Below are 25,579 nucleotides of genomic sequence, written 5' to 3' on the forward strand. Positions count from 1 at the left end.
CCTTCTAGTTATCGTTAGTTTTTGCATATTTCAGATATGATTTGATTAAGAGTCCGCAATTTTATAACCTTTTCAACGCATCTTCGTTACCCAGTTTGGTATTCGATTTCTGAATCTTTGATTTGCCGAATTTATAAGTAAAACCTACAAAAACACGTTTGCTATCGTTACTAACCCGTTCTGCGGAATTAAAAGTGCCATAATTACGTTCGATAAGGTAATCGTTCCGCTTAAAAACCAATTCATTTCCACCCAACCGGAGCTGCCCTTTACCTTCCCAAAGGTTGAGTAAAAACGACGCATCGATGTTTTTATAACCACTATTTTTCGAAAGATCCTGCACATAGCTGGTCCAGTAATAGGCATCTATCTGTAGTTTCAGGTTCTTCGAAATTTTAAAAACCTGCGAACTTTTAAAGTCAGAATGAAAAGCAGCCAGCTTGTAGTTGGTGCCTAAAACTGGTCCTTCGGCTGTGTTATAGCCAATCGGTGTACCACTATTGAGGGTTTCCCACCAATCGTTTATCTTAATTGGGTAAAACAAATAAAGCGAAACATCTGATGCCCGGTTAAGATTCTGGCGCGTAAAATAAGTAACTTTTGTTGTAAGGTCCTGTTTGTAAGGGAAGAGTCCGATAGTACCTTTTGTATGGGTATAACTTAATGAAAGATTAAGCTTGTGGATATTCGCACTTAAAGTATAGGTATCATTAAACTGTGGTGTGAGCGATGGGTTGCCCTGTTCAATTGTATATCGGTTAAGCAGTACGGTATAGGGTACAAGTTCATAATAAGGTGCGCGGTTAATGGTTGGCTTATACGAAATGGAAATATTGTTATCCTGGTTAAAATTATGCTGATAAAGAAATGTCGGAAAGAAATTGCTGTAATCTTGTTTGAAGTTACCCACAAAATCAGCCCGGGTATTTTCAATCCTTAAACCCATTTGTACCTTATCTTTCTTCCAGTCCTTGCTCAATATTCCGTAAACGGAAGCAATTGATTCCTTTAAATTGCTCTGATTGGAAAATATGGGGTTGGATTCGAACTGTCCGTTGCGGTTATCCTGATAATCGACACTAGTATTGGAATTGGTGTACTGAAATTTGAAACCGGCTTCGAGCTTCCATTGCTTTTTAAACTCATGGATATAATCAGTCTGAGCGATGTAAACATCTATAGCGGCTTTGTTCCTGTTTTGGTAGTGGGTGGGAATTCTGATGATATTGCCTGCTCCATCATAAATTACCGAAGGGAAATCCTGGAAGAGGTTACGTTGCCATGGGGTAAAAGTCGCCAGTACCAGGAGTTCATTTTTTCCTGAATCGGCCAGAAGATGATAGTTAAAGTTATAGGTATAAGAACTGGCGCGTTGGTTAAAGGTAGCATCAGTATACGATACCGAATCGATGAGGGTGTTTTTACGGCCAAAGGCATTCGTTGTTGCCCATGGGCCTTTAAAATAAAAGATTCCCCCATTTGCAAGAAGCCCAATACTTTGGTTTTTATCCAGTTGCAGTTCCGCGCTTGCCTGGAAATTATAGAGGTTATTATCTGTTATCCGGGACCAGTTGTTGGTTAAATAGTATAGCGGATCGGTAGGGTCCTGAGACCTTTCCGAACTTATACTGAAAATGTCGGTTCCTTTGGTAACACCGCCACTCGCATAAAGTGTTAGGTTTTTGCGTTTGTAAGTGGCCGAAGTATTCAGATTAGCAGAAGCATATTTTCCGGTTGATCCATCAGCGCGGACATCGCCCGTAAAACCTTCAATCTGACTTTTTTTAGTGATGATATTGATTACAGCGCCAAAAGCAGCATCATATTTAGCCGAAGGTTGTGTAATTAATTCGATTTTAAGGATATTTCCCGCCGGCATGGTTTGCAGGATATTTTCCAATGCCGTATCTGGCACGGGTTTGCCGTCGATTAAAATCATGGTCCGTTTTCCCTGCAAACTCACTGTGTTATCTGCTGAGATCCGCACAAAAGGTGCCGATTTTAATACCTGGAGCGAATTTCCCACCGCCATGGCACTGTTGTCTACATTAAAAATCAACCTGTCGCTTTTGGCTTCTACCAGCGGTTTGCTGGCCGTAATTTTAACTTCTTTTAAATTTTCTCCTGATGATTGAATCGAAATAGGGGCGATGCTTACCGGTGCATTACCGCCAACCGTAAAAGGCTTGGTGGTATAGGAGCTATAGCCCATAGGCGAAACCCTGATTTTATAAATGCCCGGTTTAACTGATGGAAAGGTGAATTTCCCATCAAGATCCGTTAACGAGTTGATCACAAAAGATGAATCGGCTGCTACGAGCAGGGTTACAGTGGTATACTCCAATGGCCTGGCATGTTCATCCAGCAACCGGCCGCTTACCTGGTCTTTTGCAACAGAATCTGCAATGCCAGGGTTAACGTTTTGCTTTACCGGTGCTGCGGTGTTGGAAACTGCTGGGAAAATGGAGTAATTTTTATCATCCACCTTATACCATGACAAATTAAGTGGTAAAATAACAGCATCTAAAATCTGTTTTAATGGTTTGCCCGAAAAATTATTGGCCTGATAAACTAACTGTTTGTCCTTAAGCTGACTTTCTTCGTATAAAAAATTGACTTTAAATGCTACGCTCAATTTAGCGAGGACCTGTGTTAAAGCTTGTGTTTCTTCTTGTTTTACCTGCTGGCCAAAAGTAAATGGCTTAAAAAACAGGACGCACATCAAGGTAATAAAGCTGACTTTTAAGTTCTTTTTCATGATCTATGCCTTATTTAGATGTAACAATCAGTTCGTGTGTAGCCGCTTTCGGGGTAATATTGATGTTCAGGGTAACGCCAATGGCTTTAAATAACACATCCCGGTCCTTTGTGCTTAAAGCACCTGATAATCTCTTTTCCAGAATCTTCGGATCGTCTACCACCACCTTGTAGCCATAAATATCTTCGATATAATCGAATATTTTAACCAGCGGAACATTGCGGAAATACAATTTTCCATCTTTCCAGGAAGCATATTCGGCAACATTAATTGATTTTTTAAGGAGTTTACCGTTTGCATATTCAGCGATATCACCAGGCGCTAAAATAAGCGGTTTCGTTTCTCCGGTTTTTAAATCCAGACTGATTTTGCCTTCTAAAAGGGCAACTTCAGTACGGCCCCTTCTGTCGTTTACGTTAAAGGAAGTTCCCAAAACTTCTACATTAACCGCTCCGGTATGTACAATGAAACGTTCGTGGTTTTGTATTTCACCAGTTTTATGGAGGTGATTTACTTTTAAAAAGGCTTCGCCCGAGATCCAAACCTCGCGGATTTCGCTCTTATTCCAGTTTTTATCATATTTAATCTGCGAGTTGGCATTCAGGGTTACCATTGATCCATCAGGTAAAGTGATATTTCTCAATTGGCCATAAGGCGTTTCGATATTTACTTTTTGGTTAACCGAATATAATAAGCCGATGCAGAACAGGATACCTACTACAACCGCTGCTGCGGCATAACGGTACCACATTGGGAAGATTTTGCCTGTTTTTTTAACCGAAATGGTTTTGGTAGCAATGTTTTGCCAAAGTTGTTTTTCCTCATTTGTATCGAGTGCATCGGTTTCGAATTGCATCGATAATATGATTGCTCTTGCATCTGCAATTATCGGGCCTAGCGTTGGATAAGTATTCCTGACATTCTGCCAGAATAGTTCCGCTGTTTTATCAGGCTGAAGTACCCAGAGGATAAAGGTCTCATCATTGATCAGGTCTGCTAAAGTATAAGCTTTGTAATCGCTTAGCTGTTTCTTCATTGTTATTGATTTTGATCCTATTAGCAGCAGCAGCCTTCTTTTACCCCATCAAAATGGATGAAAAATCTTAATTTGTTTTATCTGTTTGATTATCAGTTTAATAATTTTAAATGAAGCAGTGCGTAAAGCAATAATAAATCATCTTTAGAAAGGTTATTACGCAGGTAATCTAAAGAACGGGCCATGATTTTATAACCCGCCTTTACCGTAATCCCCATCACTTCGGCAATTTCTTCGTAACTCAGTTGCTCATGAAATTTAAGGAAGATGGCTTCTCTTTGCCTTGCCGTAAGTTTAGCAAGGGCGTTTTGAAGCTGCCCGCTCACCTGCAACTGCCTTTCATTATCAATGATAGTTTCCTCTATATTTAAAACCGCATGGAACTGATAGTTTTCTGTTTCCTCGTAAGTTTCATTTTTGCTTAGCTGAAAGGTTTTTTTGAAAATGGCATGCCTGAAAGATTTGTAGAGGTAATTTTTTATATGCCCGGGATTTCCGACAGACTGTCTTCTCGTCCACAGCCCTACAAAAAGATCCTGAATACATTCCTTGATAAGGTCTTTATCTTTGGTAAACTTCGATCCATAATTATACAAACCTGCCGAATAGGTTTTGTAGAGGGATTCGAAAGCCGCCTCATTACCATTTTTGAAATTTTTCCAGTTTAGGGATTCGTTGTTCGGATTATGGTTGTTGTGAATTTGCAAAATATCGGTCTGAATAGATTTAAGGTCCGGGAATGAACAAGTTTAGTCTGCGTCACACAAATTAAGACAGCCAAACATAAGTAAATTCTTTCAAACGTATATTCTTGTTTAATACGATTTTCAGGCTGAGATGCCATTTTGGAGGGGATAAAGTGACCCGATTAGAACACCTTCAAGGAATTTTGGCAATTAAAAAGATATAATTAAATACAAATAGCTGCACTGTATATGTTCGATAACTCATTTAATAGACCCAATAGCTAACTTTTTAAGTAAAAAAGATATTGAAAACTACAAGTAAAAAGGCATGCTTTGGATGATGAATGCAGAAGCAAGCTAATTGCAGGTTAAAATTTTAAAAGCGATTTCCCTGATTAATCACTGAACTATTTAGACTTATTAAATATAATGGTTTATATTTGCCATTCTGTATAAGCAACAAACGCATTTGTGAAAATTTTTAAGGGTAATAAAGATGATAAATTACTGAATCAAATTGATGATTCAAGTTTTCGCACCTTATTTGAACAGTTCTGGAAGCCCTTATTTGCTTTTTGTCAATACCATATCAATGATGATGAAGTTGCTATGGATATTGTTCAGGATATTTTTTGTTCTCTTTGGAGGCGTAAAGATTCGCTTCATATTGAAACCCGAATGGAATACTATTTATTTCGGGCAGCGCGGATTAAAATCAGTGACTATTACCGTGAAAAATTTAAAAGGGAAAGCCAGAACCAGTGTCTGCTAGAAAATTTCTGCGAAAGTATTAACAATACAGAAGAAACTATTCTTTTTAAGGATCTGGATCATTTTGTCGACGGACTTGTGAACAGGCTACCATGTAGGTGCAAACAGGTGTACACGCTAAGCCGCAACAGTGGTTTAACAATACCCGAAATTGCAGAGCAGCTTGAGCTTTCAGAAAAAACAGTAGAAGCACATTTAACTAAAGCATTGCGTTTTCTCAAAACTTATTTACATTAAGAGCGGTTTAAATTTTTATAACAAAAATAAATGGCCTTTTGCTGTTATATTGAGGAGTAATTATTTATAAAAATCAAGATAAATGATGGTAGAATTTAATGGAAATATCTCCTAGACGGATCGTCATTGCGAGAAGACTTTTTCAGCTGACGAAGCAATCTTTATAGCAAGGATTACTAGCATGATAGATTGCTTCGTCGTTACTCCTTATAATGACGTTTATGTAAATAATTTATATTTAGTGTTATTTTTTTTGACCATATAAGACATTTAAGGACCATATAAGCTTACATGTTCTTATATGGTGTGAAAGCCTGAAGGATTATTTAATGAATTAGATGTTCTTAGGTGTCTAAGGTGGTTAATTAAACTGTGTAATCTTTAATTTTTACGACCAGCTTAGACATCTTAGCTCAATGAGTTTTGCAGGATGCAAAATCTTAAACCTAATACGTTAAAAAGCGAATATAGGACGTTATTCCTGTTTTTTTCATGCCACAGATCTGATGGTTACTTATAATGACATTTATGTAAATAATTTATATTTAGTGTTATTTTTTTTGACCATATAAGGCATTTAAGGACCATATAAGCTTACATGTTCTTATATGGTGTGAAAGCCTGAAGGATTATTTAATGAATTAGATGTTCTTAGGTGTCTAAGGTGGTTAATTAAACTGTGTAATCTTTAATTTTTACGACCAGCTTAGACATCTTAGCTCAATGAGTTTTGCAGGATGCAAAATCTTAAACCTAATACGTTAAAAAGCGAATATAGGACGTTATTCCTATTTTTTTCAGGCCACAGATCTGATGGTTACTCGCAATGACGACCTTTTTTTGGAGTCTGTCATTGATAGCTTAATCGAATTTACTTTATTAATGCGTTGAAATGGTCTTCGACTACGCTACATTTGACGTTATTTATGAATCATTATTAATCAGCATTTTAATTACTTTCGTATTTCCATCCAGCTAGGCCAAAGTACGGTATCCCCGTTCTACTTAAATCCGGCCTAACAAATTTTTCGGGCTGAACTGTTCTGACCTCACAACTGGCTTCAAAAGAAAAATTTTCAGCCGGCAGTTTTTGTTTTTTCATATGTGTTTATATTTTTAATGGCATTCAAGCTAGCTTCGCTGGTCTTTTTGATGCCAAAAAGAAAGAGCCGTTCGGCGGCGGCGAGCCGAGGCAAGACCGTGGTGTATGGCAAAAGAAATAAATTGTACGTCACTCATATTGATTTTAAACAATTAATTAACCCTCAGACTGACATACGAAATAAATTTTATTTAATTTTAAACAGGCGCAAACCCATAGCAAAAAAATATTTTTTTTTGACTAAGGGTAAATCTCCCGATCTCCGACTTGTATTCTAAAAGGAGTTCATGTCGGTAGATCATCATTTGTTAGAAAAGTATTGGGCGGGTTTATGCACCCCTGTGGAAAGGAAGATCGTAGAACAATGGATGTTGGATGGAAGCCCCGAAAAGCCTTATGAACTTCGTTCTTCCGAAGCAGAATCAAAGCTAAAGGAGCAGTTATGGCAACGTATTTCAGGAACGCATCCGGAAGTAAAAGCCTATGATGAACCGGCCAGGGTTATTCGGATGCCGGTATGGTATAAAAGAATATCTATCGCGGCAATATTTCTTTTGCTGGCGGGCTTGGGCTTATATCTATCAAACAAGCAATCACCTGCTGGCACTTCATTAACCTATAAGGAGGTAATGCTTCCATACGGAAAAAAAGCAAAAATCACTTTAGCTGATGGAACCCTGGTGTACCTTAATGCAGGAAGCAGGTTGAAATATCCCGATCATTTTTCAAAAACGGAACGGAGGGTATTTCTGAAAGGAGAAGCCTTTTTTGAAGTGACTAAAAATCCAAACAAACCGTTTTACGTTCAAACTAAATATACCACAACACGCGTATTGGGCACCCGCTTCAATCTTCAGAGCTGGGAAGGCCCTTTTGATCAATTGGCTGTGGAAGAGGGCAGGGTGCAGTTTACAGCTGCCGGATGTATCGATACGCTGATCTTATATCCCAATATGCAGGGTACATTTAATGGTCATTCACTAAAGCAAACCACGATTAACAGTGCGCATATTGTTGCCTGGACTAAAGGTGTCATGATTTTTAATGATCGTAAATTAAGTGAAGTTGCGGCAGAGCTGGAACGCTGGTATGGCGTTAAAGTTCATCTCAATGATCCTGCTTTGTTTAATTACCGGGTAAAGGCCCGATTTGATAATCCCTCACTGACTGATGTACTTCAGGATATCAGTTTTGCACTTAATATAAAATACAAAATGAAAGATAAGGAGGTCACATTGTCCAGATAAGTAAATTTTAACATGAATACCCGGTGTACGCGTCGCTAAAGTTGTTCACCGGGTATGAGCAATGCACTATAATCAATCACATTACTTCAAATCAAAAATATGAACTTTTTGCTATTTAGCACAAGATTGTTTTCGCGTATGGGGAAAACAATCGTTTTAATTTTACTCACCATTTTCATTACCAATTCAGCTATGGCACAAACCACAGCTTTGAAAAAAAGAATCAGTATTCAGCTTAACAATGTCTCTATCGCCCAGGCTTTGGCAGAAATAGAAACCAAGGCAGGTTGCAGTTTTATTTATAGTCCGGATTTGTTGAATGTGAATAGGAAAGTCAATTTGTCTTATCAAAATGCCACTTTAGAATATATTCTCCATGGAATTTTTGGAGAAGAGATCAGGAGAATAGAGGTAAAAGGAAACCAGATTAACCTTCAGCCTTCAAATGGTAAAGGAATGATTAAAGGTCGGGTAATCACAAGCGACGGCCTGGCTGCGGCATACGTTAACATAGATCTGGGCGGCAGCAAAATTCAGGCAGATGAAAATGGTCTTTTTAGTTTTACCAATGTAGAAGTGGGAAGTTATCCCATCACAGCCAGATATGTAGGGTTAAAGGGGCAGGAGCAGCGCGTTCAGGTTACTGCAAATGCTACGGTGGAAGTTTTATTCACTTTATATGAGGATATGAGGGCACTGCAGGAAGTAGTTGTTAATGGTGAGCGCGTAAATAAATTTGCAAACAAAACGACGGAATATGTTTCACGTTTACCTTTAACGAATCTGGAAAATCCACAGGTGTATAGTGTAATAACCAAGCAGCTGATGCAGGAACAGGTTGCAGTAACCGTGGCAGATGCCATACGCAATGCCGGGGGTGCCGTTTCTATAACAAACCCTTCTGGTGGCGTAAGTGCATATTTCAGGGGATTTGGAACTGGAATTAATGCACGTAATGGTATGGAATCTACTTCAGACCGTTCTGCTGTAGATTTAGCAAACATCGAACGCATTGAAGTGATGAAAGGCCCTTCAGGTACTTTATTTGGTGCTTCGGTTTCTTCCTTTGGCGGGGTAGTGAATGTGGTGACAAAAAAACCGATAGAAGCAAAACGTACGGAGTTTAATTATACTACCGGGAGTTTTGGCTTAAACCGCCTTACTTTAGATATTAATACACCGCTTGATCAGGAAAAAAAGGTGCTGTTCCGGGTAAATTCTGCCCTGAATCGGGAAAGGAGTTTTCTGGATTATGGTTTCAATAATACTTTTTTACTGGCACCAAGTATTACCTATCATGTAAATGAACGGTTATCATTAAATGTAGATGCAGAGTTGTTGCAGGTACATAACACGCAGCCTATGAACTACGTATTTAGAACTGCAGCGATTAAACAACCAAGCGATTTATTACTGGACTACCGGAAAACATTGTTTCATGATAATGTTGATGTTGAAAATTATGCAACACGTTTATTTGCTGAAGGGGTGTATAAGCTGTCGGATAACTTTAAGTCAACTACACTTTTTTCTTTTGTTTCTGAAAATGTAGACCACAGTTATCAGCGTTTGGTAATCTGGTCGTCTCCCAGCAATGTAACCCGGGCTTCGTATGTGTATGGTCCGGTTTATAATGGATACACAAATATTCAGCAGAATTTTAATGGCAAGTTTAAAACAGGTAGTTTTACCCATAACCTTTTAGTTGGTGCAAATTACCGTCATTATACCTCAAGTTTTCTATTTGCAGATATACAGCCCATTGATCAGATCGATGTAACCAAATCTTTCAAGCCAATTGTTAGCCAGCAAATTGATAAACTGGTAAGCTTTGAACCTTTTCCTTCCCCAACGCAGCAAACGGCCAGTGTTTATGCTTCAGATATGATTAATGTGTTACCTCGCCTTTCGGCCATGTTATCACTACGTTTGGATCGTTATAAAAGACAGGCTGTTGAAGGTGATGAAGATGGCTATAATCAAACTTCTTATGCACCTAAATTTGGCCTGGTTTATGAATTGCTACCTAAATCGGTTTCACTTTTTGCCAATTACATGAGTGGTTTCCAGAATGTTTCTCCAGTATCACAGCCGAATGGAAGCAGGCAGGTTTTAGATCCTTTATTCGCTACCCAGGCAGAGGGTGGTATCAAAACAGAACTTTTTGAAAAGAAACTCAGTTTTACCGCCAGTTATTACCGGATCAATATTGACAATGCCACCCGTTTGAACGAGGAGTTATTTACTATACAGGATGGTAAACAATTGAGTAAGGGCTTAGATTTGGAACTAATTACGCAACCCGTTGCCGGTCTGAATATTTTGGCAGGTTATGCTTATAACGATAATCGTATAGTAAAAGCAGCTTTGGATGCCAATATTGATGGAAATAAAGCTGCAAATGCCCCTGAAAATGTAGCGAATTTCTGGGCTTCATACGCTTTCCAGAATCAATTTAAAGGATTGGGATTTGGTGCAGGAATGAATTATGTAGATAAAATGTACAAGGCATCGGATAACAAATTTTTTATTCCATCATATACACTGGTTAATGCTGTGGTATTTTACAATAGGCAGGCCTGGGGAATACAGGTTAAAGCCAACAACATTTTTAATAAAAAATATTGGGACAGTTGGGCAAATGCACAGGCGCCAGCAAATTTAGCGGCTAACCTCTCCTTCCGATTTTAAATGCGTGAATAGGCAACTAAGGTTTAATCCCTTGGTTGCCTGATTAGTATATGGACTTAAGAAAAAGATTAATTGCCATCCACTTATGGATCGGGCTGCTATCAGGGCTGGTTGTGATGATATTGGGATTAACCGGTTGTATCCTTGTTTTTGTCGATGAAATCAAACCCTTGGTTTATGCAGACCGAATGCATGTCTCCTCAACATCTGGCGAAACATTATCCATGAATGTAATGATGCAAAAGGCACAGGGGATATGGGGCAAAGATAAGCCGGTATCGGCCTTAGAGATCGATAATGATCCCATACAAACATGGCATTTCAGGGCTTACCGGGAAAATGATAGCAAGGCTGGAAATTGGTATTGGCATGAGAAAAAGTTCTATGAATCCTTGTTTATGAACCCTTATACCGGTGAATTGGTTTTTCATGAACAGTCTGAATTTGAATTTTTCAGGGTTATCCTGTATTTACACTGGAGTTTATTATTAAAAACAGAACTGGGACAGCCTGTTGTTGGTGTCGTCACCCTGCTGTATGTTATTTCTTTGCTCACCGGTCTTTATTTGTGGTGGCCAAAAAATAAAAAAGCCCGGCGGGTTCGGTTTTGGTTTAAGTGGAAAAAGAATACTGGTTTAAAACGCAGGAACTATGATCTCCATAATATTCTTGGTTTCTACGTGATGAGCCTGGGGTTGATCATTGCCCTAACCGGAATGATGTGGGCATTTCCGATGCTGGATAGGGGTGTGCAGAATGTACTCAATCTGAGTGAAAGTCCCAAGAAGACAAAAGTAGCCATGGTACATTCTTTGCCTGAACCTAAAAGTTCGGGTTTGGATTTTATTTTTAAGGAGATCAAAAAGAAATATCCCACAGCAAAAGCCTACCATTTTTATTTTCCGGCTAAGCAGATGTCAACAGTAACGGTGCTTGCAAGCTATGATCAAACTTTTAAAACGGTTACGAACCGTTACGATGTGCTTTCCGGACAATTGTTAGAAACCAGCAGATTTGAAGACGGACGTATTGGAGAGAAATTCAGTGCAATGAATTATGATATCCATACCGGAAATATTCTGGGTTTACCCGGTAAAATACTTGCTTTCCTTGGATCAATGATTTCTGCATCTTTACCCTTAACAGGTTTTTTAATCTGGTACAATAGAAAGAAAGGCAAAAGAATTTAGCCTTCTGTTTTCAGATAATGGCGACTATTTCAATTCCAATATTGTTTAATCAAGTCGAAACGTACGTTTGAACCTTAAGCTGGCAGGATGTGCCGGAGATTCTTCTTATTTGTTATAAAGTGAATGGAAAAAAATGTAGATTAACAGCTGGATAAGATTTATATTTATCCTTCCAGATATGAGAGCCGGATGTTTATTTCTATTTTTCTTTTTTTGGTCCTTTTTCAGCTTTGCTGCTAAGCATGAAAAAAAGCCTGATATCTCACCTGCGGATACGATAAAAGTTACTGAACTGCTCAAAAAGGGCAAAAAGTATGAGCAGTCTGCTCCTTCGATCTCGTTCAGTTTTGTTTCCAGGGCTTTTGTTATTTCTAAAAATTCTGGCTATGTTCTGGGAGAAGCAAGGGCAAGTGCTCAGTTAGCTTCCATAAATCTTGTTTATCATTCGTTAGTCCAGGCTACAGCCTATGCCAAACAGGCACTTGCGCTTTACAAAACATTGGGCAATGGTTACAAATTGGAACTTGCAGCTGCTTACCTGAATCTGGGTATTTATCAGGGTAAGGAGAAACTGTATGCATCAGCGCTTAAAGACATCCATGCAGGTTTGTCAATTTATCAGAGCATGAATGATAAGAAAGGCATTTTTTTATGTTATAAAAATTTAGGGTTCATTTATCAACTTGCCGGGCGGCCTCATGTGGCACTTACTTATTATTTAAAGGCTAAAACACTCAATAAAAAGGCATCAGTAGACACTTCCTACTTATCTCTTCTTGAACATTTAGGCAATACCTATGCCTTGCTGGATAGTGATGAGCGGGCTTTACAGGTGTTTCAGGAAGGGATTGATAAGAGCGCGGCGGAGTCTTCCCATGTTAACCATCATTTAAGTTTGCTCCGGGCTACGGGGCGTTTACACGAAAAGCTGGGCAATGAAGATAAAGCAATTGGTTACCACAAACTTGCCTTGTCCAAATCCATTGCTTCGGGAAAGCCTGAAGAGCAGGCGCGTTCCCTGATAGCCCTTGCAGACCTGTTCAGGAATAAAAATTCAGAACAAAGTATTATCCATTTGAATAAGGCATTGGGTATTGCCCGCCAACTTGGTAATAAAGCACTGGCGGCAGAGATTTATCAAACACTTACTGAAATTTACAGGCAGCAAAATCGCTTTGAAGAGGCTTTAATGGCCTTGAAGGCCCATCATGGCTTGCTTGATACTTTGATCCAGATAAATAAAATTAATCAGAACGAAATTGCGCACAGTAATTTATCCCTTCAAACTTTTAAAATTGAAAATGAGCGCTTGCTGCTTGAAAATAAGAAAAAAACGCTCGAAAGGAATGCGGGTGGGGTCGCGCTGATTGTGATTTTTCTGGTGCTGATCTTCATAGGGTATCATTTTTACCTGATGCGGAAACTCAATCGTAAGCTTTATGTTTCTAACCGGATTAAAGATAAGCTATTTTCTATTATTGGTCACGATCTTAGAAATCCTATTGGTGGGATCAGTACAATGCTGAGTCTTTTAGAAAAAAAAGATTTGGATCCTAAAATATTACATCGGATTTCAGGGATGAAGAAGAAAAGTGATTTGGCACTTGAAATTCTTTCTTCACTCTTACAGTGGGGACAAGCGCAGCTTCAGGGAATTAAGGTAAAGACGAGTAGTTTTGAGGCGAACAAAATTATTAAGAAAAACCTGGAACTTTTAAGTTATCTATTTACTGAAAAGGAAATCGTTGTTGTAAATAATGTTTCTGATGAAATAACTGTTTCTGCAGATGCGGATCATTTTGACTTCATCATTCGCAATCTCTTGAGTAATGCGGTTAAATTTAGTTATCCGGCTAGTCGTCTGATAATAAATGTGAAAGATTTGGATGCAAGACTGCTGTTATTTTCCGTTGAGGACGATGGGGTAGGGATGTCTGAAAAGCAGCTTTTGGATTTCAAGGATGGGAGACTTGAATCGAGTTATGGCACAAATGGCGAAAAGGGTACGGGTCTTGGATTGATGTTGGTTAAGGAGTATGTGAAGGCGAATGGCGGGGAGATCCGGATTGAAAGCCAGCAAGAGCGGGGGAGCAAGTTTTATTTTTGCCTGAACAGGGCCTAAATACCTGGAGTAAGCGTCCTTAAACTACATTACCATTGCAGATTCCAATATAAAAATCGTCAGCAATGACGATTCCTCGCCGGAACATAGCAATAGAACTCTCTGTCAATCATTTTTTTTATAAAATAATTAACCCTCAGGATGACAATTCTATATTTATGATATAGCCTCAATGCGGTTGAAAGGACGATTTATCTTAAACTGTCATTTCTATTCCTTTATTTTTTTTAAAAAAACGGACTAATCATAATTCGGCTACAATTAAACCTGTTTTGGTCACATTCTACTGATATATTACAAGGAGCTTTGTAAATACAAAGGTCTGCCCGGCTAAATTGCCAGGCAGACCCTGTGTTAAGGTATTAACCTTGCTAATGGAAAAGCTGCATCACTTTCATAGAAGCTTTAGTAATATTGTACTACTTCATTTGTGGCCAATTTAGTTAATACGTGCAATCGTAGAAACCTTTACCATTGGAACATCAATTTTCTGCGGACTTTTTATTTCCAGTAAGGTGTTTTTTTGAATTGGAAAAAATACCTCAGTCATTGCGGTAAGTCCATTGTCTGCAAATAGCTCTACAGATGCTGCGTCAATGTATATCACTACCTTTTTGGTGGCCCCATTTGAAATTCTTGGTGAACTATATTTTTTTGCGAAATCTTTCTCGAAACTACTATTTCCTGCATTACTGCGGTCAATAAAATAGCCTTTGTTCTGTTCGAAACCGATAATAAGCTTCTGGTTTTTCCCGTCTCCAAGTTCAATGCTGAAGTCGCCCGGACTATTAACCTGCATCTCAATCTTAGTGCCTTTTCCTTCTTTTAAACCTGCTGAGAGGTCTAATGAATTAATTCCAGTCGATCCATTAAGTTCAAACACTACCTTTTCCAGCTTAGATAGCTCAGTAACAGGAGCTGAAGCAAGATAAATCTCTTCACCAACGTTTTTAAGTGTCAAATCGCGGGGTAGGGTGGTTGCGCCTCGCCAGGTTCCGGTAGGTACTACATTGGCATAGTTCCAATTGTTCATCCAACCCATCAGCACTTTTCTTGCACCGGTATTGGAAAAAGTAACACCCGCATAATTGTCGGTGCCGTAATCCATCCATTTTTGCTTTTCAGAATCTGGTTTAAAAGTTTTTCCGTCAAAATCACCGGTAAAATACTGGGTGGCTGAACCACCATTAGGCCCGCCCGGATTGATGCTCACTAAGAGAACCCAATGTGTTTTACCATCAAGTTCGAGTGGAAATAAGTCAGGACATTCCCAAACGCCACCATGAGCACCCAGCTTTTCGCCAAATTCACTTTCCTTGCTCCATTTCTTTAAGTCAGGAGAGGAATAAAATGTGATCCTGTCTTTTGTGGCCAAGGTCATGATCCATTTTCCGGTAGCCGCATGCCACATTACTTTTGGATCCCTGAAATCCCAGATGCCGGGATTGGGAAGAACCGGATTGCCTTTGTACTTCGTCCAGGTTTTACCTTCATCAAGACTATAAGCGAGACTTTGGTATTGGTGAAGTCCTGTCTTCTGATCTTCAATTTTCTTGTTGTGATGAGTAAAGATTGCGACCATCGCATTTTTACCAAATCCCGCCGTATTATCTTTATCTATGACCGCGCTGCCAGAGAATATCGTTCCAAGGCTATCCGGATAGAGTGCTATCGGCTGCTCTTCCCAGTGGATCATATCCTTACTTATTGCATGCGCCCAGTGCATAGGCCCCCAAATAGTGGAATCGGGATTGTACTGAAAAAACAAATGGTATTTTCCATTCAAATAAACCATTCCATTTGGATCGTTCATCCAATGGGCTTTAGGTGTAAAATGGTATTTTGGGCGATAGGGTTCCGTATCTGAACTTTTTTGTTGTACCATCCTCGTCGACGTGCATCCATAAAAAAAAGATGCAAGGAGTAAACCAAAGTATAAATTTCTTTTTATTTCCATTTCTGTAAGTTTAAAATGTAATTAAATTATTAGTGCTTACCATATGCTTTTGAGTTGCCAGGCCCGGATATTTAATTTTGTATTTCCACCCTCGGAAAAAGTTTCAAGACCAAGTTGAGTGTCAGCGGCAAATGTTGTGGCACTCACCACCTTTTCTCCATCATTCGCGAATATTTCAATCGAAGAACGATCGATAAAGATATGTAAACGAAGGCTACCATTATTCAAAGCTAAGGGTACAGCATACTTTTTTGCAAACGATTTTGTAAAAGCGGTATCCGTAATAAAGTTGGTACAGTTGCGCCGGTCTAAAGTAAGTTCACCAAGCTGCGGATCATACCTCAATTCTAATTTTCTGCCTTCACCAACCAGCAAGTTCAATCCAAATGCCTTAGCGGTTCCTGCAGTGAAAGTGGCATCAAGTTCATAAGAATTAACACCAGGCTTAAAGTTTTTGATAGATTGAACACCTTTTAGCTGTAACTGTTGACGAATACCACTATCACGAAGTTGAGCGAGCTGCGGTATCGGCTGCTGAAAAACCCTCAGTCCGGATGGCGTTTCCTTTAAAGTCATTACCCTGGGAATGGATTGAAAGCCCTTTCCCCATTTTGATGGTGCCTTGCGTGCATAATCCCAGTTTCCCATCCAGCCTATGGCATGAACGGTATCGGCCAGGCCGTTTTTGTTGTCATAATCCCTCCAGGTTCTGGTGGCATAATAATCAGGTCCGTAATCCAGCCATAAGGCATGTTCGAGATGTTGATTGCTTAATTGATCAGAAAATAGGATATGATCTACCGCGATGAACCCGGTAGTCGTATCTTTGCTCAAATCTACAAGCTCCAGTTGTGCTTTTTTGCCTATCCAGGGGCGTACATCCCATCCGTTCCATTTAAATACCTTTGTATTATCACCACCCGTTGTCCTCACTATCTTACCATCCACTAAAAGATTTATACAAGTGCTATCCTGGTGATTTCCACCCGTAAGCAAAAAATTAATGGCTTTAGTGTTTATGGTGAAAGTCTGGGATTTTGACCGGACCACTACCTCAGTAACATTTGCTGTACTGAGGTAGTGATTACCTAAATAGTCGCTGGTTTCAGATAACTTGTTCTTATGCTCTTCCGGAAACTTTGGCCATTTTGAATTTTTACCCTCAAAATCCTCAAAAACAGCCCCTTTGATGCCTTTTCCAACACTAAGGTAATCAGCGAGATTTTCATCGGCCACAAAAGTTTTTCCATTAAAATCACCCACAAAATACTGCACTCTATTCGGACCTCGTCCGATGATCAGTACCCATTTCTTCTTATTGCTTCCTTCAATCGGAAGTTCGAAAAGGTCAGGGCATTCCCAGAATGAGTTTTTGGCGCCCAGGCCTTTAAAGCTGCTGCAAAAAGTCCAGTTTTTGAGATCCGATGACTGATAAATATGAATCTGCTGGACATCAGGTCTGGAAACGACCATCTTCCAGCTTTTATCCTGTTCATACCAGAAAACCTGTGGATCTCTGAAAAACACTTTATTGATATCCAGAATCGGATTCCCCTGGTAGTAATCAAAACTTTGTCCCTCATTATTACTGATGGAAATGGCTTGTGTTTCAGGAAGTGAATCACCGGGAAGGTGTTTGGTATAAAAAGCAATCATACTATTCTTTCCAAATCCTCCGGTGTTCATTTTGTCTACGACCACCGACCCGCTGAAGTAAGAAAATCCCATTCCCTCTTTCATAGGTCTGGGCATTTCCTGCCAGTGAACCAGATCCTTTGAAACGGCATGTCCCCACCAAAAAAGATGGTAAGTATTGTTATAATGAACAAGTCCATCCGGGTCGCCCATCCATCCTTTTGCCGGACTGAAATGATACATAGGTCGATATTCCTGTGCTTTTCTATCGATTTCCTGGGCATGTACACATCCGCCCACCAATAAAAACAGTCCGAGGATATACCTCAAATCAAACCTATAATCAAATTTAATGCTCATCATCCTGACGATTAATGGGTTGATACTTTCAAATTAGTAACTTTTACCTCTAAACCATTAGCAGTTAGCGACCATGGTGTACCTTTGGCACTATAACTTCTGTTTGTTAGTGCAACCTGATCGTTAAGATAGAGTACGATGATCGATCCATCCACGATAATGCTAAAGTCGTATGTTTTTCCCTGTTCGAAAACAAATGGAACGCGGGTAACTTCCTGGCCATTATTATAGGCGGCAATACGATTTGATGCCGGTTCGAACCTGATCTGGTAGGATCCGCTAAGATCAGTTTTAGCATTAAAGTTTAAGGAGGCTGTTCCGTTAAGATTGCTTAAAGATAGTTTTCCTTTAACCATAGTTGTTCCGTTAAGCGCTGCAAACCTGTATCCTGAAGCTGAAGAGGTTCCGGTCAGGGTATAGTTGCCAGCCGATCCGCTAACGGTGCCGACCTGAGCGTTTACTATAGCATCTGCATCTTTACTGAAATAACTTTTTACGCTACTTGGGGCTTTCACCGCAAGCTTATCGTTGCCTAGTTTAGTAATTTGCTGGCTGATGAGGTTTCCTCCCCAGGTGCGAACACCATTGTCGTTTTCCGGATTGCGGCGGTGTGCCCAACCGAAAGCATAACGTTCAGTACCATTACTTGCTGTTTTACCGGCATAAAACTGATGCCCGTCAAACATATCCATTCCATCTGCTGGTTTAAACCAAGGTCCTGCTGAAGACGATGCAACCCTGTAATGCGTTCCCGGGCTTGTGCTCCAGTCTTCTGCAAAAAGCATAAAATATTTGTCATCAATTTTGAAAACATCTGCACATTCAAGCATCAGGTAATCGCCTTCAACTGAGAGAGGTCCTCTTAATTGCCAGTTATCACTTGCCGGATCGCTACTGGTGTAAACGAGAATTACACCTTTGTTGTCTTTTTGAGCACTTACCATCATCCAGTAGGTAGAAAACTCTGTATTATAGAATACATACGGATCTCTAAAGTCTGTTGTTGCATAACCGTCTGGCGCTTTAAGGGCAAAACCAGGTTTCTTTGTCCAGCCTGTAGTTGTGCTGCTGGTGGCATACATAATCGCTTCGCGGGTGTTGCCTGAAACTAATGCGCTGTTTGTATTCTGCAACCAGCTGTTGTTTGCATTAAAACCAGTATAATAAAAGTAATTGGTGTTTCCTGCTTTTACCATAGAGCCTGTGCCAATGAGGTTATCTTGGGTAGATTTATTGCCATAAGGAATCATCTCGCCATCATAGCTGAAATCAAGCAGGTTTTTAGAGCTCAGCTTGTGGATAGCATGCTGACCAGTGCTACTTTGCTTCACCTGATCCGGATCATCGTGCAGAAAAAACAGTTCGAACTGTCCGTTCACGTAGGAAGGCATCACATCGCCAACCCAACCTGTTGACTGGCCTGTAGTGGAATTCGGGCTTATTTGTGGTTTCGGGAAGATGTTAAATTTCTCTTCGCTAAAAGGTTCAGCCGGGGCGTAGGTTTTTTCTTTGGTGCAAGACAGGAAAAGCGAAATCGCCATTCCTGCTAATAATATTCTTTTCAATGCCATATTAAATCACTATTTGATTGTGAAATTATTTTTTTAGATAGTCAATCGCATTTTTGGTAAGTCTGCGAATGTTCGTGATGAATCTATTACTGGTAGGCGCACCATTTTGAGGTTCTGAATACCAGTCATAAGCACCAAAGGTAATTACGACTACATTTCCCGGGCCATTGGTCTGAGGCCATTCAGCAATGCCAACGCGACCGTCGAGGTTATCGTCCCATGCTTCAGATGCCAGGTTTATTCCACCTGTCTGCTGACGCCATCCTGCACCATTCATGTAACCTCCCCAGTCTGGAAGAAACCACCAGGCTGTATGGTTAAGTCTGAATGTTTCCTTTTGCAAAAGATTAGCCTTACCAGTTTCATAGGTCTCCAGACCCTGAAAGAGGGGATGAGATTCCTTGCCCTTGAAAGAGATCCCCCAATCGCTACCATTTTCGATAAAGCCATTTGGAAGAAAGTCGCCAAAAACATTATTTGGACCTTTACCTGCTGGTACTATGCCCAATGCTTCAACATATCTGCCGGCAAAAGATGTTAATAGTAAACTTCCACCTGCGTTACGGTAAGCTTTCAGTGCATTCAAACTGGCAGTACTGGTTGCCTGAGCAGGGAGATCCTGTGCAGAATCGAAATGCCACCAGATCACTTTGTAATTAGAAAGACGTTTTCCGGTTTCCAATCCACCAAATGAAATATAGTCTGCAGTAGGGTAGGTGGCAAAAAACCAGTCACTTGCTGCTTTTTCATCCGGGTTAGTTATTGCCGATCTTGAACTTGCTGTACCTAAAAACGCATACTCGCTTACAGAATTGCTGATAAAGGTGACCTGGTAACTTGTTGTAAAATTACCTTTGGTGAAAGTGTAGGTTACCGGTTGACTGAAATCCTGTGCTGTACCACTTAGCGGGCTAACCACAACGTCTGGCTCTGCTTCTATGATAGGTTTAATTCCAGCTAAATCTGTTCCGTCGGGAAGAATTAACGTTGCTGTACGGTTATCGTGATTTATCGATGCCTTTAAGCTGCCCACAGAGACGCTTTTGAGTGGTGGCGTAATTTTCACCGTTGTTGAATAATCTTTAAAAAGATTTCCATTCACTACCCTGAAATCTACGGCACCGGTAAAATTAATGGGCTTATTAAAATTCATGGAACTTGTTGCGCCATCTGGCATTTCCACCTTAGGTGTCAAATTTGAAATATCTGTACCAAAAGGAACATTAACGCTTATCGCACCTGTTTTTTGGTCGATAGTAGCAGCAATACCATTAATCGAATAAGACACGAGCTGTACCTGGCTGTCAAGTTTAAAATCATTGTTCTTATCCTTTTTGCAGCCTATGAATGGTAAGACCATTACAAAGACTAAAAATGCTTTCAATATTTGCTTTAATTTCATTTTCTAATCATTTAGAGGTTTAGTAACCTGGATTTTGAACATAGTTGTTTTCACTGAAGAAGATTTGGTTTTGAGGAATTGGTAAGTATTCGTCTCTGCCTTTTGTAAATCTTGCATTAGTATAAATACTTCTGAAGCTTTTTTCCGAATCAAAAAACGAGTTGATGACCTGATCGGCCACTCCCCATCGGATGAGATCAAAAAACCTTTCTCCTTCCAGTGCCATTTCTAAACGGCGTTCAAATCGCAAAGCTTTTCTGGCGTTTGCCTGATCCCAGACAATGTTTGTTCCCGGAACATATTGCTGAACATTGTATTTGGAGGTCGGCTGTCCGTTGGCCATCACCAGTTTTGCCGTACTTTTAGATGCCCGGTCTCTTATTGCATTAATAATCGGTAAAGCCTCAGTTTGTCTGCCCAGTTCAATCAGCGCCTCTGCTTTAAATAACATCACATCAGCTAACCTGATCATAATTCTGGCTTTTGTATTGCCAAAAAAGGGAGCAACATTTATAAAACAGTCACAATCAGGTGATACATTTTCTTTCATAGAATTATAAGTTCCGTATAGCGGAATATTTCTGCTCCAGCTTGCTGTAACCACTCTTGCCGGATCATATTTCCATGGAGCGCCAGGGCGGGATATGGTATGATCTACCCTTGGATCGACTGTATTTACAGCAAAATCTACATTTTGTTGGTTGAAAGTATCGAATAAAGGTACGCCTGTAGTTGTTGTTCTGAAAGCGTTCATCAGGGTTTGTGACGGTTTTTGGAAATCGCAACATCCGATACCCTGTGGTACCGTAAGCATATCTCCGAAGTTTACCCGGCCTCTTCCTGCACCATCATTACTGGAAAACTGAACAGACATAATCGCTTCAGTACCATTCTCGAATGTTCCGGAGGTGAAATTATTTGCAAAATCTGCCTGTAACTTATAGGATGAAGCTAGTACCTGGTCGGATGCATCAATAACCTGTTGTAACCTGTTCTGGTCGATTCCTGTTACGGCATGTGATGCATTCTGAGTGTAAGCCTGAAACAAACGTGTTTTCGCTAAAAAAGCATAAGCAGCAAATTTGTTGGCTCTTCCGATCTGTGGTTGGGTTTCCGGTAATGCTTCGGCAGCAGCCTGGAAGTCGCCAGCAATCTTTTCCAGAATCTGATCTCTGCTTAGTGCATTGTTCTTTATATTTTTGTATTCTTCTGAAGGTACTGTATCGTCAATATACGGGATATTCTTAAACAGGTTTTCTACCATCAGGTACCAGTATCCGCGTAAGAAACGGAGCTCGGCTAAACGGGTTTTAACCATAGGGTATTCCGCTTCGCTAAATTTGCTTAATACCCTGATGCCTTCATTTGCGCGCCTGATGCCTACATAGATATTAAACCAGATGCCATCATAGTTCCATTGGTCAGGTCTGGAGGCAATAAAAGTCTCCATATTATGGAAAACATCTCCATCATTGATACCGCCACCGCCTTTATAGGCATCATCAGCGCGGATATTTCCATACTGGTACATGCTAAATGCCCTGTTAATTTCATCGTTTCCTAATTGTGAATAAGCGGCGGTTACAAAACCCTCGGCCTGTGCCGGAGTTGCAACCTGGCTTTCGTTAAGCGAACCTCTAGGTCCAACTTCAAGTGCTTTTTTGCAGCCTGCGGCTAATATCAGCGAGACAGCAAGGGTGATTATATATTTTTTCATAATAAAATCTTCAATTATTAAAATCTTACGTTAATTCCGGCTGTAACAACCAGCGGGTTAGGGTAGCCAAACCCTGGGGTCTCCGGATCAAGACCGGTGAAGGATTTTGACTTCATTAAAATGGCTAAATTGTCTCCTCCGATGTAAACACGAAGATTCTGCATTTTTAATTTGCTGATCAGCTGTTTGTTAAATGTATAGCCGATCTGAGCGTTTCTGAGTTTCAGATAAGATCCATTTTCTATAAAATAGGTTGAAAGGCGAGACTCGGAATTATCATCTGTAAGCGCAACTGCCGGAATATCGGAGTTCGGATTGGAAGGTGACCATGCGTTTAATAATCTCGCTCCTTTATTTGAAGAAGATTCGACGGCACTCCAGAAATCCGTATAAAATTTGGCATCATTTCGTACGGCTACATCACCTATACCCTGCAGAAGAAAAGAGAAATCAAAATTTTTGTAATTGATGTTCGCATTAAAGCCATAAGTATATTTTGGTACCGGATTTCCAATCCAGGTACGGTCATTTATATCGACAACACCATCATGGTTTAAATCAGCGTAACGGATTCTTCCAAGTCCCTTGTTGGGTTGCGCAGCAGAATTATCTACTTCAGCATGAGTCCTGAAAAGACCATCGGCAACATAACCAAAGAAAGATCCAATAGATCTCCCCAGGATATTTTGTCCTTTGCCATCACCTCCGTAGGCGTTTACTACTGCCGAAGGCAAATAGGTAACTTTATTTCTAACCATATCGAAATTCCCGTTCAAATCGATGCTTAAATCATCCGTTAAGCGGCTTTTGTGGCCCAGGGATAGTTCAAATCCACGGTTTTCCGTTGATGGACCATTTACAACGGTATTTCCGCCTTCTCCAAGCACGCCAATGTATGGAGGAGTCAACAATATACCGGTGGTTTTCTTAATGTAATAGCCAACGCTACCATAGAGTTTTTGTTTCCAAAGCGAAAAGTCAAGAGCGGCATTGCTCATTTCTGTTGCTTCCCAACGCAGGTTAGGATTAGCATTCTGGAATAGATAAAACCCGGAAGGAAGTACGCCGCTTTTGTTTCCATTGATATCATAAGAAGTGATATTGTAATTGGAGAGGTAAATATTATAAATCGCATCATTGTTAATCTCCTGGTTACCGGTTTTTCCCCATCCTGCATGAAGTTTCAAATCGTCAACAATTGAGGTATTATTCTTTACGAAAGATTCTTCGCTAATTCTCCAGGCACCTGAGAATGCAGGGAACCAACCATATTTATTATTTGCTCCAAACCTGGAAGAACCGTCTCTTCTGATGGTTGCAGATACTAGGTAACGATCCATATAAGAATAATTCGCCCTACCTATATAAGACAAGAGCACGTTTTTTGCACCACTGCCACTGTTGTCTTTTATGCCCGTACCGGCATTTAAATAAAGGTAGTCAGGATCTTCTAATACAAATCCTTCCCTTGAGGCCATAAAAGTGTTGGAGTTCTCTACATAGTGTTCCGTTCCTGCAAAGGCATTAAGGCGGTGATTGCCTGACTCCAGGCTGTAATTCAGGGTATTGGTCCAGGTGGTTTTCACATTGTGTGTCTGGGTATTGGTTACTTTGTTCACATCGTTAACCAGGTAACCGCTCTGGTATTTTTTTTGCCAGTTCCGGCTGGTATAGTCACTATAATCAATCCCGAAATTGGATTTAAAAACCAAACCCTTTGCGATTTTAACATCTGCAAAGAAATTACCGAACAACCTCATGAAGTCATAACCATTCTGTTGATTGTCTTCCAGCACCCGGACAGGGTTCTGGCGATCGTTCATCCCGTCTACAGGACCGCCCCAGCCTATGCCGTCTACGGTATGCACGGGTATGATAGGCAATGCCTGTAGTGCGGAATTGATAATATCAGCCGCAACCTCTTTTGTTTTAGTCAAACTCAGGTTTTGACCTATCGTCAAGCCACCATTGAATAACTTATAGTCTGAATTTATTCTCGCTGAAATACGGTTGAATCCGGTGGTTCTTACAATGCCTTTGTTGTCAAAGTAGCCGAGGGAAAGTAAATAGTGTCCGTTTTCAGTTCCGCTTGAAACCTGGGCATCATAATTTTGGATGATACCAAGCTGTGATATTTCTTTAAACCAATCTGTATTTGAGGTGCGAAGGGTTTGTGTAGAGTTTAGAAATTCGGGTAAAAGTACCTTATTTAATACGGGCTGATTGGTGTTTGGGTCAACCTTCCAGTCGAATTGATAACGTAACCCATTCAAATTAGGGTCGATTTTTTGGTTGACATAAGCCTGCCACAAAATTTTACCATAACCTTCCGCATCCAGCATATCTAACTTATTTACATAGCTTGAAAGCGATGAATATGCGTTCCCACTTAACTGCGGTTTACCCGTTTTCCCCTTTTTAGTGGTAATAACGATTACTCCGTTTGCTGCCCTGGCGCCATAGATACTGGCAGATGAAGCATCTTTAAGAATCTGCATCGATTCGATATCAGCCTGATTGAGCTCATGCATGCCTGACTTGGTAGGTACGCCATCTATAATGTAAAGGGGATCATTGTCATTGAAAGTTCCAATACCCCTGATTCGGATGGTTGCCGGAGCGCTGGGCGATCCGTTTCCTGTGATGTATACACCTGCTACCTGCCCCTGCAATGCTTTCATTGGGTTGGCTACAGATTGCTTTTTAAGTTCATCTACATCCACAATGGCCACATCACCTGTCAGATCTTTTTTTCTTTCCGTCTGGTAGCCCGTTACCACCACATCGTTCAGGTTGGTGGCGGAAACTTCCAGCTGTGCGTCTACTACTGAAGTAGGGCCAACCTTTGAACTGACAGTCTGAGCACCCATGTAAATAAAGCGGAGGGTTTGCCCTGCGGCGGCCTGGATTAAAAATTTCCCCTTTTCGTCTGTTTGTGTGGATTTACCCGTCTCTACATTATAGACGGAAGCCCCCGGAACAGGTTTTGAGGATTTATCGGTAACCGTCCCGGTAATGTTTCGGATTTGTGCATATGTACTTGCCATAAAGCAAAACACAAGAACACAGCAAAGTATTACTTTTCTCATAAAATATG

15 protein-coding genes are annotated in these 25,579 nt (G+C 40.3%); 5 read left to right on the forward strand and 10 right to left on the reverse strand.

Translation table 11 applies throughout. The features are described 5' to 3' along the window. Window positions 1-61: 61 nt before the first annotated feature. From ACUN24_RS12375 to ACUN24_RS12385, 3 genes are all read right to left on the reverse strand, one after another. Window positions 62-2,758 (reverse strand): outer membrane beta-barrel protein, encoded by a 2,697-nt coding sequence (locus ACUN24_RS12375; protein ID WP_445562754.1) that lies wholly within the window; start codon window positions 2,756-2,758, stop codon window positions 62-64. A gap of 10 nt (window positions 2,759-2,768) precedes the next feature. Continuing rightward, the gene (locus ACUN24_RS12380; RefSeq protein ID WP_445562755.1) at window positions 2,769-3,794 is read right to left on the reverse strand and encodes a FecR family protein; all 1,026 of its coding nucleotides are present in this window, start codon (window positions 3,792-3,794) and stop codon (window positions 2,769-2,771) included. A 92-nt stretch (window positions 3,795-3,886) separates the two neighbouring features. Then, window positions 3,887-4,501: an RNA polymerase sigma factor gene (locus ACUN24_RS12385; RefSeq protein ID WP_445562756.1), complete on the reverse strand. Its 615-nt coding sequence runs from the start codon at window positions 4,499-4,501 to the stop codon at window positions 3,887-3,889. A gap of 450 nt (window positions 4,502-4,951) precedes the next feature. Between ACUN24_RS12385 and ACUN24_RS12390 the strand changes: the two genes are divergently transcribed. Further along, window positions 4,952-5,488: an RNA polymerase sigma-70 factor gene (locus ACUN24_RS12390; protein WP_445562757.1), complete on the forward strand. Its 537-nt coding sequence runs from the start codon at window positions 4,952-4,954 to the stop codon at window positions 5,486-5,488. 949 nt (window positions 5,489-6,437) lie between these two features. Here the strand turns inward: ACUN24_RS12390 and ACUN24_RS12395 are convergent. After that, window positions 6,438-6,590, reverse strand: coding sequence for a hypothetical protein (locus ACUN24_RS12395; RefSeq protein WP_445562758.1), 153 nt, complete (start codon window positions 6,588-6,590; stop codon window positions 6,438-6,440). A 287-nt stretch (window positions 6,591-6,877) separates the two neighbouring features. Here ACUN24_RS12395 and ACUN24_RS12400 point away from each other — a divergent pair, with 287 nt between their 5' ends. The 4 genes from ACUN24_RS12400 to ACUN24_RS12415 all read left to right on the forward strand — a co-directional run bounded on the left by ACUN24_RS12400 (window position 6,878) and on the right by ACUN24_RS12415 (window position 13,840). Further along, on the forward strand, window positions 6,878-7,837 hold the full coding sequence (locus ACUN24_RS12400) for a FecR family protein (RefSeq protein ID WP_445562759.1): 960 nt from the start codon (window positions 6,878-6,880) through the stop codon (window positions 7,835-7,837). Between the two features lie 99 nt (window positions 7,838-7,936). Further along, entirely contained in the window at window positions 7,937-10,528 is a 2,592-nt protein-coding gene (locus ACUN24_RS12405) for a TonB-dependent siderophore receptor (protein ID WP_445562760.1), read from the forward strand. A gap of 50 nt (window positions 10,529-10,578) precedes the next feature. After that, a complete protein-coding gene (locus ACUN24_RS12410) occupies window positions 10,579-11,718 on the forward strand; it encodes a PepSY-associated TM helix domain-containing protein (protein ID WP_445562761.1) in 1,140 nt (379 codons plus the stop codon). 178 nt (window positions 11,719-11,896) lie between these two features. After that, window positions 11,897-13,840 carry an ATP-binding protein gene (locus ACUN24_RS12415; RefSeq protein WP_445562762.1) on the forward strand — a complete coding sequence of 648 codons (1,944 nt, stop codon included), beginning with the start codon at window positions 11,897-11,899 and terminating at the stop codon, window positions 13,838-13,840. A 439-nt stretch (window positions 13,841-14,279) separates the two neighbouring features. Here ACUN24_RS12415 and ACUN24_RS12420 read toward each other — a convergent pair whose 3' ends face one another. Genes ACUN24_RS12420 through ACUN24_RS12445 form a run of 6 tightly spaced genes read right to left on the reverse strand, consistent with a single transcriptional unit; the run spans window position 14,280 to window position 25,571 of the window. Beyond that, window positions 14,280-15,797, reverse strand: a complete 1,518-nt coding sequence (locus tag ACUN24_RS12420) for a glycoside hydrolase family 32 protein (RefSeq protein WP_445562763.1) — start codon at window positions 15,795-15,797, stop codon at window positions 14,280-14,282. A 36-nt stretch (window positions 15,798-15,833) separates the two neighbouring features. Continuing rightward, window positions 15,834-17,792: a glycoside hydrolase family 32 protein gene (locus ACUN24_RS12425; RefSeq protein ID WP_445562764.1), complete on the reverse strand. Its 1,959-nt coding sequence runs from the start codon at window positions 17,790-17,792 to the stop codon at window positions 15,834-15,836. Between the two features lie 11 nt (window positions 17,793-17,803). Further along, window positions 17,804-19,363: a glycoside hydrolase domain-containing protein gene (locus tag ACUN24_RS12430; RefSeq protein WP_445562765.1), complete on the reverse strand. Its 1,560-nt coding sequence runs from the start codon at window positions 19,361-19,363 to the stop codon at window positions 17,804-17,806. A 25-nt stretch (window positions 19,364-19,388) separates the two neighbouring features. After that, window positions 19,389-20,765, reverse strand: a complete 1,377-nt coding sequence (locus tag ACUN24_RS12435; protein ID WP_445562766.1) for a DUF4960 domain-containing protein — start codon at window positions 20,763-20,765, stop codon at window positions 19,389-19,391. A gap of 19 nt (window positions 20,766-20,784) precedes the next feature. Next, window positions 20,785-22,482 carry a RagB/SusD family nutrient uptake outer membrane protein gene (locus tag ACUN24_RS12440; protein WP_445562767.1) on the reverse strand — a complete coding sequence of 566 codons (1,698 nt, stop codon included), beginning with the start codon at window positions 22,480-22,482 and terminating at the stop codon, window positions 20,785-20,787. A 17-nt stretch (window positions 22,483-22,499) separates the two neighbouring features. Then, on the reverse strand, window positions 22,500-25,571 hold the full coding sequence (locus tag ACUN24_RS12445) for a SusC/RagA family TonB-linked outer membrane protein (protein ID WP_445562768.1): 3,072 nt from the start codon (window positions 25,569-25,571) through the stop codon (window positions 22,500-22,502). Between the last annotated feature and the right edge of the window lie 8 nt (window positions 25,572-25,579).

This window comes from Pedobacter sp. WC2501 (assembly GCF_052682415.1).